Genomic DNA, 15,258 nt, shown 5'->3' with positions numbered 1-15,258 from the left:
AGCTGTCAGCTCTTCGCGGTCAGCCCCAACGGCCCGGCCAGCTCGGTCAGGGTCGGCAGCAGTTTGTCCCAGCCCCCGAGCACCTGGATCGTCACGTGGTCGGCCCCGTCGTCGAGGTGTTCGGCCAGTCGCGCGGCGATGGCCTCGGCCGTGCCGTGGGCGACCACCGCGTCGATCAGCTTGTCACTGCCCGGCTTTTCGACGTCGGCGTCAGTGAATCCCAGCCGCTTCCAATTGTTCACGTAGTTGCTCAACCCGAGATAGAAGCCCACGCTGTCGCGGCCGAGCGTGCGGGCCTCCTCGGCGTCGGTGCTCAGCACCACCTTGTGCTCGGGTGCCAGGAACACCGTCGGGCCGACCAGATTACGGGCCTGGCCGGTGTGCTCGGGGGTGGTCAGGTACGGGTGTGCGCCGGCGCTGCGCTGTGCGGCGAGCTGCAACACCTTGGGCCCCAGCGCGGCGATCACGCGACGGCTGGTCGGCACATGCTTGTCGTCGAGCCGGTCGAGGTAGCTCACCAGCGCCTCGTAGGGCTTGGTGTACTCCTGGGTGTGTTCGGGATGGCCGACGCCCACGCCCAGCAAAAACCGCCCGGGATAAGCCTTTTCGATGCGGTGGTAGGACTCGGCGACCTCGTCGGCTGGCGCGCTCCAGATGTTGACGATGCCGGTCGCGACCGTCAAATTCTCGGTCTGGGAGAGGATGGGTTCGACGAACGACAGATCGGCGGCCGGGGAGCCACCGACCCACACCGCTCCGTAGCCCAGCTTCTCGATCTCGACGGCCTGCTCCGGTTTGACCGGACCACCGGTCCACACCCCGTAGCGGCCGAGATCTGGTTTGAGCAGCGACGGATTGGTCACGAGTCCCCCTCGTTACGGTTGGTTGAGTCCCAGCGGGCCGGCCAGCGTGGCCAGTGCTTCCACCAGCTTGTCAGACGACGTCAGCACCTGGACGGGCACATGGTCGGCGCCGGCCTCGATGTGCTGGTGCAGCCGGGCTGCGATCGCCTCGGGCGTGCCATAGGCCACGACCGCGTCGACCAGGCGGTCGCTGCCAGGCTTGGCCACGTCTTCGTCGGTGAATCCCAACCGTTTCCAGCTGTTGAGGTAGTTCTGCAGATTCAGGTAGATCTTCAGAGCTTTGCGACCCACCTCGCGGGCCCGGTCTGCATCGGTGGTCAGCACCACTTTGTGCTCGGGTGCGAGGAAGGCCTCGGGGCCGATCAGTTCGCGGGCTTCAGCGGTGTGCTCAGGCGTGGTGAGGTACGGGTGCGCGCCGGCGGCGCGTGCGGCGGACAGCTTGAGCACCTGCGGGCCGAGCGCGGCCACCACGCGGCGGTTCTTCGGGACGCCGTACTCGTCGAGCTTGTCGAGGTAACCGCGCAGCGCGTCGATCGGCTTCTGGTATTCCTGATGCGCCTCGGGATGTCCGACGCCGATGCCCAGCAGGAACCGGCCGGGGTAGGCCTTGTCGATGCGGTGGAACGACTCGGCCACCGGGCCAGGCTCGGCCGTCCAGATGTTGACGATGCCGGTGGCCACCTTCAACGTGGTGGTGTTCTCCAGAATCGGCTCCACCCAAGCCAATTCGGCTGGCGGCGATCCGCCCACCCACACCGCGCCGTAACCCAGCGCCTCGATCTCCTGGGCCTGCTGCGGGGTGACCCCGCGACCGAACGACCCGTACTTGCCCAGATCCGGCTTGTCTGTCATCGATTGTCCTTTCGGTCAGCCCAGCCCGAGTGGACCGGCGAGGTCGGCCAAGGTGGGGATGACCTTGGCGGGTGAGGTCAGCAGCTGAATCGGAACATGGTCGGCACCGGCCTCGATGTGCTCGGTGAGCCGGGCCGCGATCGTCTCGGGGGTGCCGTAGACGATCAGGGAGTCGACGAGCCGGTCGCTGCCGGGGCGGGTGATGTCATCCTCAGTGAAGCCCAACCGCTTCCAGTTGTTGAGGTAATTGCTCAGCCCGAGATAAAGCTCGAGGGTCTTGCGGCCGACGGCCCGGGCCTGCTCGACGTCGGTGGTCGGGACGACGGGCACCGCGGGCGCCAAGAATGCATCCGGGCCGATCAGTTCGCGTGCGCGGGCCGTGTGTTCGGGCGTGACGAGCACCGGGTGGGCACCGGCGCTGCGACGGGCCGACAGCTTCAAGACCTGCGGGCCGAGCGCGGCCAGCGCGCGCCGCTGCGGCGGGACACCGTGTTCGTCCAGCACGTCGAGGTAGGTGTTGAGTGCGGTGATGGGCTTGGTGAACTGCGCGTCGGCCTCGGGATGGCCGACCCCGATTCCCAGGAGAAACCGGCCGGGATAAGCGTTTTCGATGCGATGGAATGAGGCCGCGACCGCCTCCGGCCGCGCCGTCCAGATGTTGACGATGCCGGTGGCCAGCTTCAGTGTGCGGGTCTCTTCGAGAACCGGGTCCACCCAGTCCAGCTCGGCGGGCGGTGAACCGGCCACCCACACCGCGCCGTAACCCAACGCTTCAATGGCGGCGGCATCCTCGGGGGTGACCCCCATGCCGAACGATGCGAACCGGCCGAGATCGGGCTTGGCGCTCATGGCGGCTACAACCCGCGCCCGAATGCCCGCTATTCCGCAGCGGCGGAAAGTTCACCCGGAGTTACCGCGACCGGTGCGGACGCCACCAACGGCAACAGGATGATGAAACGGGTGTTGCCGGGCTGGGATTCGACCCGGATATCGCCCTGGTGCTTCTCGACGATGATCCTGCGGGCGAGATCCAGGCCGAGCCCGTCGCCCTCACCGAACGGCTTGGTGGTGAAGAACGCGGTGAAGATCCGGTCGATGATCTCTTCCGGGATGCCCGGGCCGTCGTCGCAGATCTCCACCCGGATCCGGTCGTCGCCCTGGCGGGCGGTCCGGATCGTCAGCGTGCCGTGACCCTTCATCGCCTGGATGGCGTTGTTGATGATGACGTCCCATACCTCGTTCAAACCGCCTGGGTAGCAAGCGATTTCGGGTAGCAATTTGTCCCATTCTTTGACCAGCTTGATCGGCTTGTCCGGCCCGACCTTGTCGCCGAACAGTGTCTTGAGCGTGCTGTGCAGCAGCTCGTGGACATTCGCGACCTGGTATTCGGCGCGGTCCATCTGGGAGTACTTCTTGGCGCCGGCGAGCAGGCCCGAGATGCGCTCGCTGGCGTCGGCGATCTCGTTCATCCGCAGTTCGGTGTCGATGGTGTATTTCAGCCAGCCGATTGCGCTCTGCATGGTGGCCGAGCAGTCCACCGAGTCGATGGATGCCTCGATGCGTTCCAGCCAGTCGACGTCGAGGCCGGCTTCGACGAACGTGGGGGCGTAGTCCCAGGCGCTGGCGATGCCGTGCTCCTCGAGCCAGTCGCCGATCTGGTCCTCGCGGTCGGAGGTCTCCAGCGCGGTTAGCTCCTGCGCCTTGGACTTCGCGACCTGTTCGGCGACCTCGTCCTGAATCCGGACCAGCGTGCGCAGCGCCTCGGGGCTGAACTTGCCGTCGGCCAGCATGGACAGCTTGTGGCGCATCTTGCCGACGCCCTCGCGCAGATCGGCCACGGCCCGCGCGGTGGCCGCCGCCGGGTTGTTGAGCTGATGGGTCAGACCCGCGGTGATCGTGCCCAGCGCCAGCAGCTTCTGGCGTTGGCCGATGATCTGGCTCTGCCGCCGGCCGCCGACCATGTGGCCCTCGAGCAGGTGCACGGCCATCGGGAACTCGGTCTTCATGAACTGCGCGAAGGCCTCGGCGTCGAGCACGAAGAACCGCGACGGCTTCGTCACCCGCACCGAGGCCTGATAGACCTGCTCCTCGTTGGGGATATAGGCCGACCACGCGCCGCAGTACACGCCGCGCTGCGACGTGCGGGTGGTCTCGACGTCGACCCCGCCGGAGCGTTTGGACATCACCAGCTCACCGTCGAGCAGGACGTAGAAGCAGGTGGCCGGTTCACCCTCGACGACGACCGGGCCGGTCTCGAATGTCGCGATGTGCCCGTTCTCGCACAGCGTCTGCAGCTGTTCGTCGGAGAGTTTCTCGAACAGGAACAGCGTCTTGAGCTCGTCGGGCATGCAGTGTTGACCCATATCCCTATGCCTCCGCCAGGTACCGGTGCACCAACATCACCGCCATCGAACCTTCGCCGACGGCGGCCGCCACCCGTTTTGCGGACTCGGAGCGCACGTCTCCTGCAACAAACACACCGGGCACACTTGTTTCCAGGTGGTGTGGCGGGCGGTCCAGAGTCCATCCGGCCACGTTGAGCAGGTCGGGTCCGGCCAGGACGAATCCGTGGTCGTCGACGGCGACGACCTCTTTGAGCCAGTCGGTGCGGGGCTCGGCGCCGATGAAGCAGCACATCCGGCTGGCGTCGACGGTCTCGCGCTGACCGGTCTGCCGGTTCTCCAGGATCAGTCCGGTCAGGTGGTCGTCCTCGCCGAGGGTGTCCACGACTTCGGTGCAGGTGCGCACCGAGATCGTCGGGTTCTTCTCGATCTGCTGGATCAGGTAGTGCGACATCGACGCTTCCAGCGAGGGGCCGCGCACCAGCATGGTGACCGAGCGCGCCTCGCGGGACATGAACATCGCCGCCTGCCCGGCCGAGTTGGCCCCGCCGACGATGTAGACGTCCTCGCCCTTGCACTCGGAGGCATCCGACACCGAGGCGCCGTAGTAGACGCCGCGCCCCACGTAGTTGCACGACGGATCGTCGGGGTTGTCCCAACAACCGGTGACTTGCAGTTGGCGGTAGGCGACACCGGTCGCCAGGATGACCGCGCGGGCGGCGATGGTGCTGCCGTCTTCGAACTCGATCGTGCGGGCGGTGCCGGCCTCGCCGGCGGACAGCTTGATCGCCTTGCGGGTGGTGATCACCTCGGCGCCGAAACGCTCGGCCTGCCGGCGTGCCGACGTGGTGAGCTCGGCGCCGGAGACGCCGGTGGGGAAGCCGAGGTAGTTCTCGATGCGGGAGCTGCGGCCGGCCTGGCCGCCGGTGGTCTGCTCCTCGATCAGCACGGTCTTGAGTCCCTCGGAGGCGCCGTACACCGCTGCCGCGAGCCCGGCGGGGCCGCCGCCGATGACGGCCAGGTCGTACATCTCCAGCGACGGGGTGGTCGACAGCCCCAGCATCGCGGCCAGCTCGGCGTCGGTCGGGTCGACCAGGATCTGGCCCTGCTCGCTGATGACCACCGGCAGCTGGAAGTCGTCGAGGCCGCCGGCGTCGAGCAGTTGCTTGCCCTTGGGCTCGTCGGCGTTGAACGCGCGGAACGAATGCAGGTTGCGGGCCAGGAACTGGCGCACCTCCCACGAGCGTTCGCTCCAGCGGTGACCGATCACCTTGGTGTGCGGGATGGCCCGGTCGCCGGTGGCGTGCCAGGCCTCCAGCAGCGCGTCGATCACCGGGTAGAGCTTCTCCTCCGGCGGATCCCACGGCTTGAGCAGGTAGTGGTCGAGGTCGATGACGTTGATGGCGTCGATCGCGGCGTGGGTGTCGGCGTACGCGGTCAGCAGAACGCGGCGAGCCATCGGGTAGACGTCCATCGCCTCTTCGAGGAACTGGATGCCGCTCATCTGGGGCATCTGGTAGTCGGCGACGAACACCGCCACGGTCTCGCCGCGGAGCTTGAGTTCGTTGATCGTTTCCAGCGCGTCGAGCCCGGATTCCGCGCGGACGATCCGGTAGCGCTCGCCGTAATGGCGGCGAAAGTCGCGGGCCACGGCGCGCGAGACGGCCGGGTCGTCGTCCACGGTGAGGATTACGGGTTTGCGGGGCTGGGGGGCGGGTCCAGTCATCACCGTCAAGTATGCGCACGATGTCCAGTGCTTATTAGGGTGAGCTTGCAGCCGTTGGCGAGCTCGTCGTGTCTTGTTCGCCAGGAGATTAAAGTGAGGTCAGCACCGCTGCAGCGCGTTTTGGAGTAGCGCGCGCAAGCGGGTATCGTTGACCAACGGTGCGGAATCCGCGCCGACTCTTGCGTGCCCTGTCTGAGGAAATTCTGGAATTTCCTGCTCCCGGCCCACGTTTTGCAGTCGGGGCGAATGCTGCCCCAAACCGAGAAAGCAGGATCGAAGAGGACATGGCCAAGAAAGACGGTGCCATCGAGGTCGAGGGCCGCGTGGTCGAGCCCCTGCCCAATGCGATGTTTCGCATTGAGCTGGAGAACGGACACAAGGTACTCGCTCACATCAGCGGCAAGATGCGGCAGCACTACATCCGCATCCTTCCCGAGGACCGGGTGGTGGTGGAGTTGTCTCCCTACGACCTGACCCGCGGGCGCATTGTGTACCGGTACAAGTAAGCCCAACCGACCGCGAACCAGCATTCAAGACAACCACCGAGAACTACGAAGGATCGAACAGCCGTGAAGGTGAACCCGAGCGTCAAGCCGATCTGCGACAAGTGCAGGGTGATCCGCCGGCATGGGCGGGTCATGGTGATCTGCTCTGATCCGCGCCACAAGCAGCGGCAGGGCTAAGCCCAGTCCAAGCACCACCCACAACTGAATGCAGACCTCCCAGTACCACTGAGGGCGCACGGCCCTCATCACGTCCGGCACGGAGGCCGGACCCCGCTCCTCCAAGTTTCTTGGGCGAGGGAACGGACTGGGAACAGACCTCCGCATAGAGAAGGAATCACTGCCTGATGGCACGTCTCATGGGCGTTGATCTCCCGCGCGACAAGCGCATGGAGATCGCGCTGACCTACATCTACGGCATCGGCCGTACCCGCAGCCAGGAAATCCTGGATGCCACCGGCGTCGACCGGAACCTGCGCACCAAGGACCTCACCGATGATCAGGTGACCGTCCTGCGCGACTACATCGAAGGCAACCTCAAGGTCGAGGGTGACCTGCGCCGTGAGGTTCAGGCCGACATTCGCCGCAAGATCGAGATCGGCTGCTACCAGGGCCTGCGGCACCGCCGCGGCCTGCCGGTGCGTGGCCAGCGGACCAAGACCAATGCGCGCACCCGCAAGGGCCCCAAGCGCACCATCGCCGGCAAGAAGAAGGCCAGGTAACCCCGAATGGCACAGGCAAAGAAGGGCACCGGCGCCAAGAAGGGTCAGAAGACCCGTCGCAGGGAAAAGAAGAACGTCCCGCACGGCGCCGCTCACATCAAGAGCACGTTCAACAACACGATCGTCTCGATCACCGATCCCCAGGGCAACGTCATCGCCTGGGCTTCGTCGGGCCACGTCGGCTTCAAGGGTTCGCGCAAGTCGACCCCGTTCGCCGCACAGCTCGCCGCCGAGAACGCTGCCCGCAAGGCGCAGGAGCACGGCGTGAAGAAGGTCGACGTCTTCGTGAAGGGCCCGGGCTCGGGCCGCGAGACGGCGATCCGCTCGCTGCAGGCCGCCGGCCTCGAGGTCGGCGCCATTTCCGACGTCACTCCGCAGCCGCACAACGGCTGCCGTCCGCCCAAGCGGCGCCGGGTCTAGGGAGGATCTGAATCATGGCTCGTTACACCGGACCCGCCACCCGCAAGTCGCGCCGCCTCGGCGTCGACCTGGTCGGTGGTGATCAGTCGTTCGAGAAGCGCCCCTACCCGCCCGGCCAGCACGGCCGCGCGCGGATCAAGGAGAGCGAATACCGTCAGCAGCTGCAGGAGAAGCAGAAGGCTCGCTTCACCTACGGCGTGATGGAGAAGCAGTTCCGCAAGTACTACGAAGAGGCCAACCGGTCCACCGGCAAGACCGGTGAGAACCTGCTCCAGATCCTGGAGACCCGGTTGGACAACGTCGTGTACCGCGCCGGCCTGGCGCGTACCCGCCGGATGGCCCGCCAGCTGGTCAGCCACGGCCACTTCACCGTCAACGGTGTCAAGGTGAACATCCCGAGCTACCGGGTGTCGCAGTACGACATCATCGACATCAAGGACAAGTCGCTGAACACCTTCCCGTTCGAGCTGTCTCGGCAGACCGCGGGTGAGCGCCCGATCCCGTCCTGGCTGCAGGTCGTCGGGGAGCGTCAGCGAATCCTGGTGCACCAGTTGCCGACTCGCGAGCAGATCCAGGTCCCGCTCGCCGAGCAGCTGATCGTCGAGTTCTACTCGAAGTAAGAAGACGACGCAGTCCTCTGCGGGGCCAACCGGTCCCTGTGGATCACTTAACGGCATCAAATAGCGGGTGCCGAGAAGGAGATAGAAAACACCATGCTGATTTCTCAGCGACCCACACTGAGCGAAGAGGTCATCGCCGAAAACCGCTCCCAGTTCGTCATCGAACCGCTGGAGCCGGGTTTCGGTTACACCCTTGGCAATTCGCTGCGGCGCACGCTGCTGTCGTCGATCCCCGGCGCGGCCGTGACGAGCATCCGCATCGACGGTGTGCTGCATGAGTTCACCACCGTGCCCGGTGTGAAGGAAGACGTCACCGACATCATCCTGAACCTCAAGGGCCTGGTCGTCTCGTCCGAGGAGGACGAGCCCGTCACCATGTACCTGCGCAAGCAGGGTCCGGGTGAGGTGACCGCCGGTGACATCGTCCCGCCCGCAGGCGTGACCGTGCACAACCCCGACATGCACATCGCCACCCTGAACGACAAGGGCAAGCTCGAGGTCGAGCTCGTCGTCGAGCGCGGCCGTGGCTACGTGCCTGCCGTGCAGAACAAGGCGTCGGGTGCCGAGATCGGCCGCATCCCGGTCGATTCCATCTACTCGCCGGTGCTGAAGGTCACCTACAAGGTGGAGGCCACCCGTGTCGAGCAGCGCACCGACTTCGACAAGCTGATCCTGGACGTCGAGACCAAGAACTCGATCAGCCCGCGTGACGCCCTGGCGTCGGCTGGCAAGACCCTGGTCGAATTGTTCGGTCTGGCACGGGAACTCAACGTCGAGGCCGAGGGCATCGAGATCGGCCCGTCGCCTGCCGAGGCCGACCACATCGCGGCGTTCGCGCTGCCGATCGACGATCTGGACCTGACCGTCCGGTCGTACAACTGCCTCAAGCGCGAGGGTGTGCACACCGTTGGCGAGCTGGTCGCCCGCACGGAGTCCGATCTGCTGGACATCCGTAACTTCGGCCAGAAGTCGATCGACGAGGTCAAGATCAAGCTGCACCAGCTGGGTCTGTCGCTCAAGGACAGCCCGGCCAGCTTCGATCCGTCCGAGGTCGCCGGCTACGACGTGGCCACCGGTACCTGGAACAGCGATGCGGGTTATGACCTGGACGCTGAGCAGGACTACACCGAGACCGAAGAACTCTAAGTACAAACAGTCCCGGTCCTACCTGATACGGGGACCGGCCCCATTTAGGAGAAGTCGCAATGCCCAAGCCCACCAAGGGCCCTCGCCTCGGCGGGTCGTCCTCACACCAGAAGGCGATTCTGGCCAACCTGGCCACCTCGCTCTTCGAGCACGGCCGGATCAAGACCACCGAGCCGAAGGCGCGGGCGTTGCGTCCGTACGCGGAGAAGCTCATCACCCACGCCAAGAAGGGCGAGCTGCACAACCGGCGCGAGGTGATGAAGAAGATCCGCGACAAGGACATCGTGCACGCTCTCTTCGCCGAGATCGCGCCGTTCTTCGCTGACCGCAATGGCGGCTACACCCGCATCATCAAGGTCGAGCCGCGTAAGGGCGACAACGCCCCCATGGCGGTCATCGAGCTGGTGCGGGAGAAGACGGTGACCTCGGAGGCCAACCGGGCTCGCAAGAGCTCGGCCGCCAAGGCCGCGCCGGTGGCAGCCGCTGCCGCACCGCAGGCCGCGGTGGAGCCCGAAGAGGCCGTCGGTCCGGACGCCGAGGACTCCGTGGAGGAGATCAAGGCCGAGGATTCGGCGATCGCCGGCGCCCAGACCACCGAGGCTGCCGATGAGGTCGCCGAGGAGCAGGCGGAGGAATCCGCCGAGGATTCGGACGCTGACAAGTCCTGACGCTGTGAACACGAACCTGCCCGTCACCGACACCGGTGGCGGGCAGGTTCGTCTACGGCTCGATATCGCCTACGACGGAACCGAATTCACCGGTTGGGCGGCGCAGGAAGGCTATCGGACGGTCGCGGGCGTCCTCGAAGAGGCATTCTCGACGATCTTCCGAGCACGGACCCGGGTGTTCGGAGCCGGACGCACCGACACCGGTGTGCACGCCACCGGACAGGTGGCCCACCTCGACGTCATGGCCGACGCGCTCGCCCATGTGTATCCGCGTCACGGCCGGCCCGGTGAGCCCGAATTCCGGCCGCTGGTGCGGCGATTGGCCCGATTCCTGCCCCAGGATGTGCGGGTGCGCGAAATCACCCGTGCGCCAGCCGGATTCGACGCGCGGTTTTCGGCGCTGCGCCGGCACTACGAATACCGGCTGTCGCTGGCGCCCTATGGCGTCGAGCCGCACGCCGCGCGGTACGTGACGGCCTGGACGCGACCGCTGGATGTCGCGGCGATGAATGTGGCATCCCGCTATCTGGTGGGACTGCACGACTTTGCCGCGTTCTGCCGTCACCGGCCGGGCGCGACGACGATCCGCGACCTGCAGCGCCTCGAGTGGGTGCGCGACGGCGATGCAGTGACCGCGTACGTCACCGCTGACGCGTTCTGCTGGTCGATGGTGCGTTCACTGGTCGGTGCGCTGCTGGCCGTTGGGGAGGGCCGCCGCAAACCCTCGTGGTGCGCGTCATTGTTGACAGCGGACGCACGCTCCAGCGATTTTGCCGCCGCACCGGCGCGGGGTCTCACCCTGACGGGTGTGGACTATCCGCCCGACGACGAGCTTGCGGCGCGTATCACGGTCACCCGCGATCTGCGGACACTGAACCGGCCCTAGAGTCGGCCTGCCACGAAATCGGCTGCCTGATCGATCATTCCGGCCTTCTGGTACGCGGCGGCCAGGTGATCGGGCCAGTTGGCCTCCCAGGTGTCCGGGTCGGCCGGGTTGCAGATCGGATCGGCTCCGTGGCACAGCTCAATGGTCCGGTCCCGGTATTCCGGGCTGAAATTCGTGATCGGGCCCAGCCATTGCGTTCCGTTGCCGAACAGCGCGACGGCCGCGATGTGGCTCCCGGCATCGGGAGGCAGCAGCGTCTTGAAGCCCAAGATCGTAATGGGAAGTGCCAGAACCATATCCGTGGCCGCCGCACCCAGCGAGTAGCCGCCGAGCACCAGGCGGGTGTTCGGGCAGTTGTTGATGTTGTAGATGATGCGCTGGCTGATGTCGTTGGCGCCGACGTCGACCTGATTGTCGGCGGGATATTTCACCGCGTACACACCGACGTTGCGGTGCACGCGAGAGCGCAGGGCGCTGACGAACGCATTGCCGATCACACCCGCGCCCGGGGATTCCAGACGGCCCCGGGCAAAGATCACTTCGACGTCAGGACACCCGGCGGCGGACGCCTGCGGTGCGGCGCCGAATGCCCCGCGCGGTAGCGCTGACGGACCGAGCACCATGGTCGCGGCCGCGACAAGTACCACGACCGCACTGATCAACGTCCCCGGAATACGCATGAATCACAGCCTGTCTGCGGTGAATTGGGCGGCCTGGTCAACCAGACCGGAACCGATGTAGGCGTCCTGTAGGTGCGTCCACCAGTTACCGACCAGAGTGTTGGGATCGATGCCGTTGCAGATCGGATCGTCGATATTGCACTGGTTGATGGTCTTCGGACCGTAGAGCGGGCTGTTGGCCGCGGACACCAAACCGGGCACGCTGACGCTGCGCGTGCCGCTACCGAACTGCACCACGGCTGCGACGTGCGGGGCGACCGACCCGGGTACCGGGTTGGCCCCGAGTCGGGGGTCGGTCGGGGTGAGGGCGACGTCGACCACCGCAGCACCCAGTGAGTAACCCCCGGGAACTTGGCGGGTGTTCGGGCAATTGGCCGCCATGTACTCCATATGTCGAGCCATGTTGTTGGCGCCCGGCACGATGTCCCAGTCGGCGATGTAGTTGACCGCGTACACGCCCACACTCTTGGGGGTCTTGCTGCGGAGAGCATCGACGAAAGCATCGCCGATGCGGCCGATGCCGGGTGGTTCCTCACGGCCGCGGGCGAAGATGACCTCGGCGTCGGGACACTCCGCTGCCGTTGCCACTGCAGCGGGCAAGATCGAGGAGGCGACGGACATCAACGCTGCCGCCCCGCTCAGCATCGCTTTGACGCGCATGGCAGCCATGGTAGACGAGCCTGGGAGAAAGCTGGCAGCAAATAAAATTGCGAAGCTAGAGCAGGCCTGCCAGGAAGCCGGCGGCCTGCGCGGGCGAATCGCCCTTCTCGTAATCGGTGTGCGCGAACGGATTGCGTCCGCGCGAGCAGATCGGGTCCCCGTCGTTGCAGAAGTCGACGCCCTTACCGGCGAACACCCCGCCGGCCGACGTGATCGGGATGCTGAACTTCGTCGACGGATTACCGAACACCGCGAGCCCGGCGACCCGGTTGGCCAGGTTGCCCGGCAGCGGCGGCGCCGAGCCGATGTCACCGACCTTGTTGCCCAGCGGGGGAATGCCCACCAGCATGTCGACCACCGCGGCGCCCTGCGAGTAGCCGCCGAGAACGAACTTTGTCGACGGGCAGGCCGCGGCCATGCTCGCGATGTGGTTGGTCGCGTCGGTGGCGCCGTCAGCGGCACCCAGGAAGTCGTAGGTCGCGGGGTAGTTCACCGCATAGGCGCTTACCGAGCGTCCACCCAGCTGGCCCTGCAGGTTGTCGACGAGGGCTTGTCCGACACGGCCGATACCGACCGGCTCGCTGGTGCCGCGGGCGAAGACGACTTCGACATCGGGGCACGGCTCGGCCTGCGCAGCCGGAGCGACGGTGATCGGCGTCAGGATCGACAGCGCAGCCATCGATGCGATTCCGAATTTGCGGACTGATGTCATGGTCGGCGTGGCCATGTTGAGGTGACCCCCTTGGTCGCGAGCAGTCGGCTAATACTCACACACCGAGCCGACAGCCCCAAACTTCTTCGCTGCCTACAGGAGCCCGGCGACGAATGTCGCGGCTCGCGTTGCCGACCCGTCGCTGTTGTAGATGCGGTGGGCTTGGACGTCGTCGCCACTGGTGCACACCGGGTCCCCGCCATTGCAGAGGTCGATGGCCCGGCTGCCGTAGACGGCGCTGCTGGTCAGCGGGAGGCCAACCTTGGCGGTGGGGTTGCCGAAGACCGCGAGTGCAGCGACGTGGTCCGGCACGTTGGGCGGCAGCGGGTTGTTGAAGCCGATTGCCGGGAAGGGGACCGCGGTGATGATGTCGATGATCGCCGCGCCCTGCGAATATCCGCCGAGCACCAGGCGGGTGTTGGGGCAGTCGTTCACCACGCCCTGGATGAACGCGCTGGCGTCGTTGGCGCCGTCGGCGGCGGCCAGGAAGTCGTAGCTGGCCGGGTAGTTGACGGCGTAGACGCCCATCGAGCGGTTGCCGATCTTGCCGCGCAGCGAGTTGACGAACGCCTGCCCGACCCGGCCGATGCCGGGTGGCTCGTCCGTGCCGCGGGCGAACACCACCTGCACGTCGTTGCATGCAGCTCCCGCAGTCGGCAGCGTGGCGGGGCTGACCAGCGCGAACATGGCGGTCAGGACGGCGGCCGTGGCGGCCAGCAAGAGGCGCTTTGACGCGGCGGTAGGTAGCACAACTAGATGTTACAGATGAGAGCCCTGATTCATTCCCGACGTTTGCTCGGCGTGCCGCAGGTTACGCGGGAGCGCCGGAGGCGACTTCCTCGATCGGTCCGGCGTCAGGCCACGTCGCGGCGGTCACCTCGGCGCTGCGATCACCTTGTCGGGCCAGCGCCAGGCCGAGCAGCACCACCACACCGCCGACGGCCTGCACCCCGGTGACCGCTTCGCCGAGCAGCACCCAGGCCGAGAGCACCGCGAAGAGCACCTCGCCAAGGCCGACCAGGGAGGCGAAGCTCGGCCGCAACCGGGCCACCCCGCTGATCCCGAGGGTGTAGGCGATCGCGGTGGCCACCACGGCCAGCATCACCACCGGAACCCACCACGGCACGGTGAAGCCGGCGACGTTGGCGTTGTTGGCGGTGAACGTCAGCGGCATCACGCCGGTCAGACCCAGCAGGGCGACGGCGATCGCGCCGACCACGAGACCGCCGGCGGCCAGCGTGATCGAGTTCAGTCCGCTGCCGTCGGCGCTGACCTCGTCGGACATCATGAAGTAGCAGGCCGCGCAGATCGCCGCGCCCAGGCCCCACAGCACACCGGCGGTGTTGATGTGGGCGCCCTCGAAGACGTTGAGCACCAACATGATTCCCGCGATGGCCAGCGCCACCCCGGCCAGCGTCATGGTGCGCGGGCGGCGCCGGGTGGTGCCCCAGATCCAGCCCACGACGAGGATGGGTGCGGTGTATTCGAGCAATAGCGCCACGCCGACCGACAGATGCGAGACGGCGTTGTAGTAGCAGAGCTGGGCACCGGCGATCGGGACGAGGCCGTAGGCCACCACGGTACGGGCGTGGGCGCGGGCCTCGCGGATCCAGCCGGGCTTGACGACGGTGGCGAAGATCGCCATGACCAGCGCGCCGCCGGCCAGGCGGGCGGTGACGGCGGCAGTCGGGGACCAGCCGGCGCCCATCAGCGACTTGGCGAAGGGGCCGGACATCCCGAACGTGAACGCCGATCCGATGGCGAACATCAGCCCGAGCCGGAAGTGGTTCTGGCCGCGGACCAGCGTCGACATGAGGTACTCCCCGGATGTAATGAGTAAAATGATTGTTGGTCATGACACTACGTCCGGAGGAAGTCATGAGTCAAATGCTTTTCACCCATGACACGGAGCTCACACTGCGTGCGGCCTGTGCGCTGATCAACAGCGACCGCGTCGACGGCGAGCAGCTGGCCGACCAGTCCGCGCTGGACGAGTACCTGAACAGCTGGGGCTGGACCGGCCGGCGCGACCGCGACGACGCGGAGGTGTCGGCAGTGCACACGCTGCGCGGCCGACTGGGCCGGATCTGGGCGGCCGCCGGTGACGAGGAGCGGGCCGTCGGGCAGATCAACGCGCTGCTGTCGGACACCCGCGCGTCGCCGTGGCTGACGCGGCACGCTGAGATGCCGGAGTGGCACCTGCACCTGGCCTCGATCCACGATCCGCTGGCGCAGCGGATGGGTGCGGAGATGGCGATGTCACTGGCCGACCTGGTGCGTGCCGGGGAACTGCGCCGGCTGAAGATCTGCGCGGCCCCGGACTGCGAAGCGGTGCTGATCGACCTGTCCCGCAACCGCTCTCGGAGGTTCTGCGACACCGGCAACTGCGGTAACCGGCAGCACGTCGCCGCGTATCGGGAGCGCCGCTCGAAAGAGGGGGCTGTTGATGAGTGAATTC

General features: G+C 66.5%; 19 protein-coding genes. 9 read left to right on the top strand and 10 right to left on the bottom strand.

What is annotated here, in order from left to right:
• Nucleotides 1-5: 5 nt before the first annotated feature.
• The 5 genes from K0O64_RS23025 to K0O64_RS23005 are packed head-to-tail and all read right to left on the bottom strand — an operon-like array spanning nt 6 to nt 5,783.
• Nucleotides 6-863, bottom strand: a complete 858-nt coding sequence (locus tag K0O64_RS23025) for an LLM class F420-dependent oxidoreductase (RefSeq protein WP_071949495.1) — start codon at nt 861-863, stop codon at nt 6-8.
• Between the two features lie 12 nt (nt 864-875).
• Nucleotides 876-1,715 carry an LLM class F420-dependent oxidoreductase gene (locus K0O64_RS23020; protein WP_071949496.1) on the bottom strand — a complete coding sequence of 280 codons (840 nt, stop codon included), beginning with the start codon at nt 1,713-1,715 and terminating at the stop codon, nt 876-878.
• A 15-nt stretch (nt 1,716-1,730) separates the two neighbouring features.
• The gene (locus tag K0O64_RS23015) at nt 1,731-2,564 is read right to left on the bottom strand and encodes an LLM class F420-dependent oxidoreductase (protein ID WP_071949497.1); all 834 of its coding nucleotides are present in this window, start codon (nt 2,562-2,564) and stop codon (nt 1,731-1,733) included.
• A gap of 29 nt (nt 2,565-2,593) precedes the next feature.
• A complete protein-coding gene (locus K0O64_RS23010; RefSeq protein WP_071949498.1) occupies nt 2,594-4,078 on the bottom strand; it encodes an ATP-binding protein in 1,485 nt (494 codons plus the stop codon).
• Nucleotides 4,079-4,082: 4 nt separating this feature from the next.
• Nucleotides 4,083-5,783, bottom strand: coding sequence for an NAD(P)/FAD-dependent oxidoreductase (locus K0O64_RS23005; RefSeq protein WP_071949499.1), 1,701 nt, complete (start codon nt 5,781-5,783; stop codon nt 4,083-4,085).
• A gap of 284 nt (nt 5,784-6,067) precedes the next feature.
• On the opposite strand from K0O64_RS23005, the gene infA reads away from it, so the two are divergent.
• From infA to truA, 8 genes are all read left to right on the top strand, one after another.
• The gene (gene infA, locus K0O64_RS23000) at nt 6,068-6,289 is read left to right on the top strand and encodes a translation initiation factor IF-1 (protein WP_005140011.1); all 222 of its coding nucleotides are present in this window, start codon (nt 6,068-6,070) and stop codon (nt 6,287-6,289) included.
• A gap of 63 nt (nt 6,290-6,352) precedes the next feature.
• Nucleotides 6,353-6,466: a 50S ribosomal protein L36 gene (gene rpmJ / locus K0O64_RS22995; RefSeq protein ID WP_003879483.1), complete on the top strand. Its 114-nt coding sequence runs from the start codon at nt 6,353-6,355 to the stop codon at nt 6,464-6,466.
• A gap of 167 nt (nt 6,467-6,633) precedes the next feature.
• On the top strand, nt 6,634-7,008 hold the full coding sequence (rpsM, locus tag K0O64_RS22990) for a 30S ribosomal protein S13 (RefSeq protein ID WP_071949500.1): 375 nt from the start codon (nt 6,634-6,636) through the stop codon (nt 7,006-7,008).
• A 6-nt stretch (nt 7,009-7,014) separates the two neighbouring features.
• Nucleotides 7,015-7,428 (top strand): 30S ribosomal protein S11, encoded by a 414-nt coding sequence (rpsK, locus tag K0O64_RS22985; protein ID WP_047331954.1) that lies wholly within the window; start codon nt 7,015-7,017, stop codon nt 7,426-7,428.
• 14 nt (nt 7,429-7,442) lie between these two features.
• Nucleotides 7,443-8,048, top strand: a complete 606-nt coding sequence (gene rpsD / locus K0O64_RS22980) for a 30S ribosomal protein S4 (RefSeq protein WP_036340802.1) — start codon at nt 7,443-7,445, stop codon at nt 8,046-8,048.
• 93 nt (nt 8,049-8,141) lie between these two features.
• Nucleotides 8,142-9,194: a DNA-directed RNA polymerase subunit alpha gene (locus K0O64_RS22975; protein WP_071949501.1), complete on the top strand. Its 1,053-nt coding sequence runs from the start codon at nt 8,142-8,144 to the stop codon at nt 9,192-9,194.
• A gap of 59 nt (nt 9,195-9,253) precedes the next feature.
• The gene (rplQ, locus tag K0O64_RS22970; RefSeq protein WP_071949502.1) at nt 9,254-9,862 is read left to right on the top strand and encodes a 50S ribosomal protein L17; all 609 of its coding nucleotides are present in this window, start codon (nt 9,254-9,256) and stop codon (nt 9,860-9,862) included.
• Nucleotides 9,801-10,748: a tRNA pseudouridine(38-40) synthase TruA gene (truA, locus tag K0O64_RS22965; RefSeq protein WP_164520126.1), complete on the top strand. Its 948-nt coding sequence runs from the start codon at nt 9,801-9,803 to the stop codon at nt 10,746-10,748. Before rplQ ends, truA begins: the two co-directional genes overlap by 62 nt.
• On the opposite strand, the gene K0O64_RS22960 is transcribed toward truA, so the two are convergent.
• From K0O64_RS22960 to K0O64_RS22940, 5 genes are all read right to left on the bottom strand, one after another.
• Complete coding sequence (locus K0O64_RS22960) at nt 10,745-11,428, bottom strand: cutinase family protein (protein ID WP_096312143.1); 684 nt, start codon at nt 11,426-11,428, stop codon at nt 10,745-10,747. The two genes, truA and K0O64_RS22960, sit on opposite strands and share 4 nt — an antisense overlap.
• A gap of 3 nt (nt 11,429-11,431) precedes the next feature.
• On the bottom strand, nt 11,432-12,088 hold the full coding sequence (locus tag K0O64_RS22955; RefSeq protein ID WP_096312983.1) for a cutinase family protein: 657 nt from the start codon (nt 12,086-12,088) through the stop codon (nt 11,432-11,434).
• A 55-nt stretch (nt 12,089-12,143) separates the two neighbouring features.
• Nucleotides 12,144-12,815, bottom strand: a complete 672-nt coding sequence (locus tag K0O64_RS22950; protein WP_096312142.1) for a cutinase family protein — start codon at nt 12,813-12,815, stop codon at nt 12,144-12,146.
• A 78-nt stretch (nt 12,816-12,893) separates the two neighbouring features.
• Complete coding sequence (locus tag K0O64_RS22945) at nt 12,894-13,487, bottom strand: cutinase family protein (RefSeq protein WP_083542997.1); 594 nt, start codon at nt 13,485-13,487, stop codon at nt 12,894-12,896.
• Nucleotides 13,488-13,611: 124 nt separating this feature from the next.
• On the bottom strand, nt 13,612-14,613 hold the full coding sequence (locus K0O64_RS22940; RefSeq protein WP_071949505.1) for an EamA family transporter: 1,002 nt from the start codon (nt 14,611-14,613) through the stop codon (nt 13,612-13,614).
• Between the two features lie 74 nt (nt 14,614-14,687).
• Between K0O64_RS22940 and K0O64_RS22935 the strand changes: the two genes are divergently transcribed.
• Nucleotides 14,688-15,254 carry a CGNR zinc finger domain-containing protein gene (locus tag K0O64_RS22935; RefSeq protein ID WP_071949506.1) on the top strand — a complete coding sequence of 189 codons (567 nt, stop codon included), beginning with the start codon at nt 14,688-14,690 and terminating at the stop codon, nt 15,252-15,254.
• The last annotated feature ends 4 nt before the right edge of the window (nt 15,255-15,258 follow it).

It is taken from the genome of Mycolicibacterium pallens, assembly GCF_019456675.1.
Lineage (GTDB): Bacteria > Actinomycetota > Actinomycetes > Mycobacteriales > Mycobacteriaceae > Mycobacterium > Mycobacterium crocinum.
This window is presented reverse-complemented; position numbering and strand designations above follow the sequence as displayed.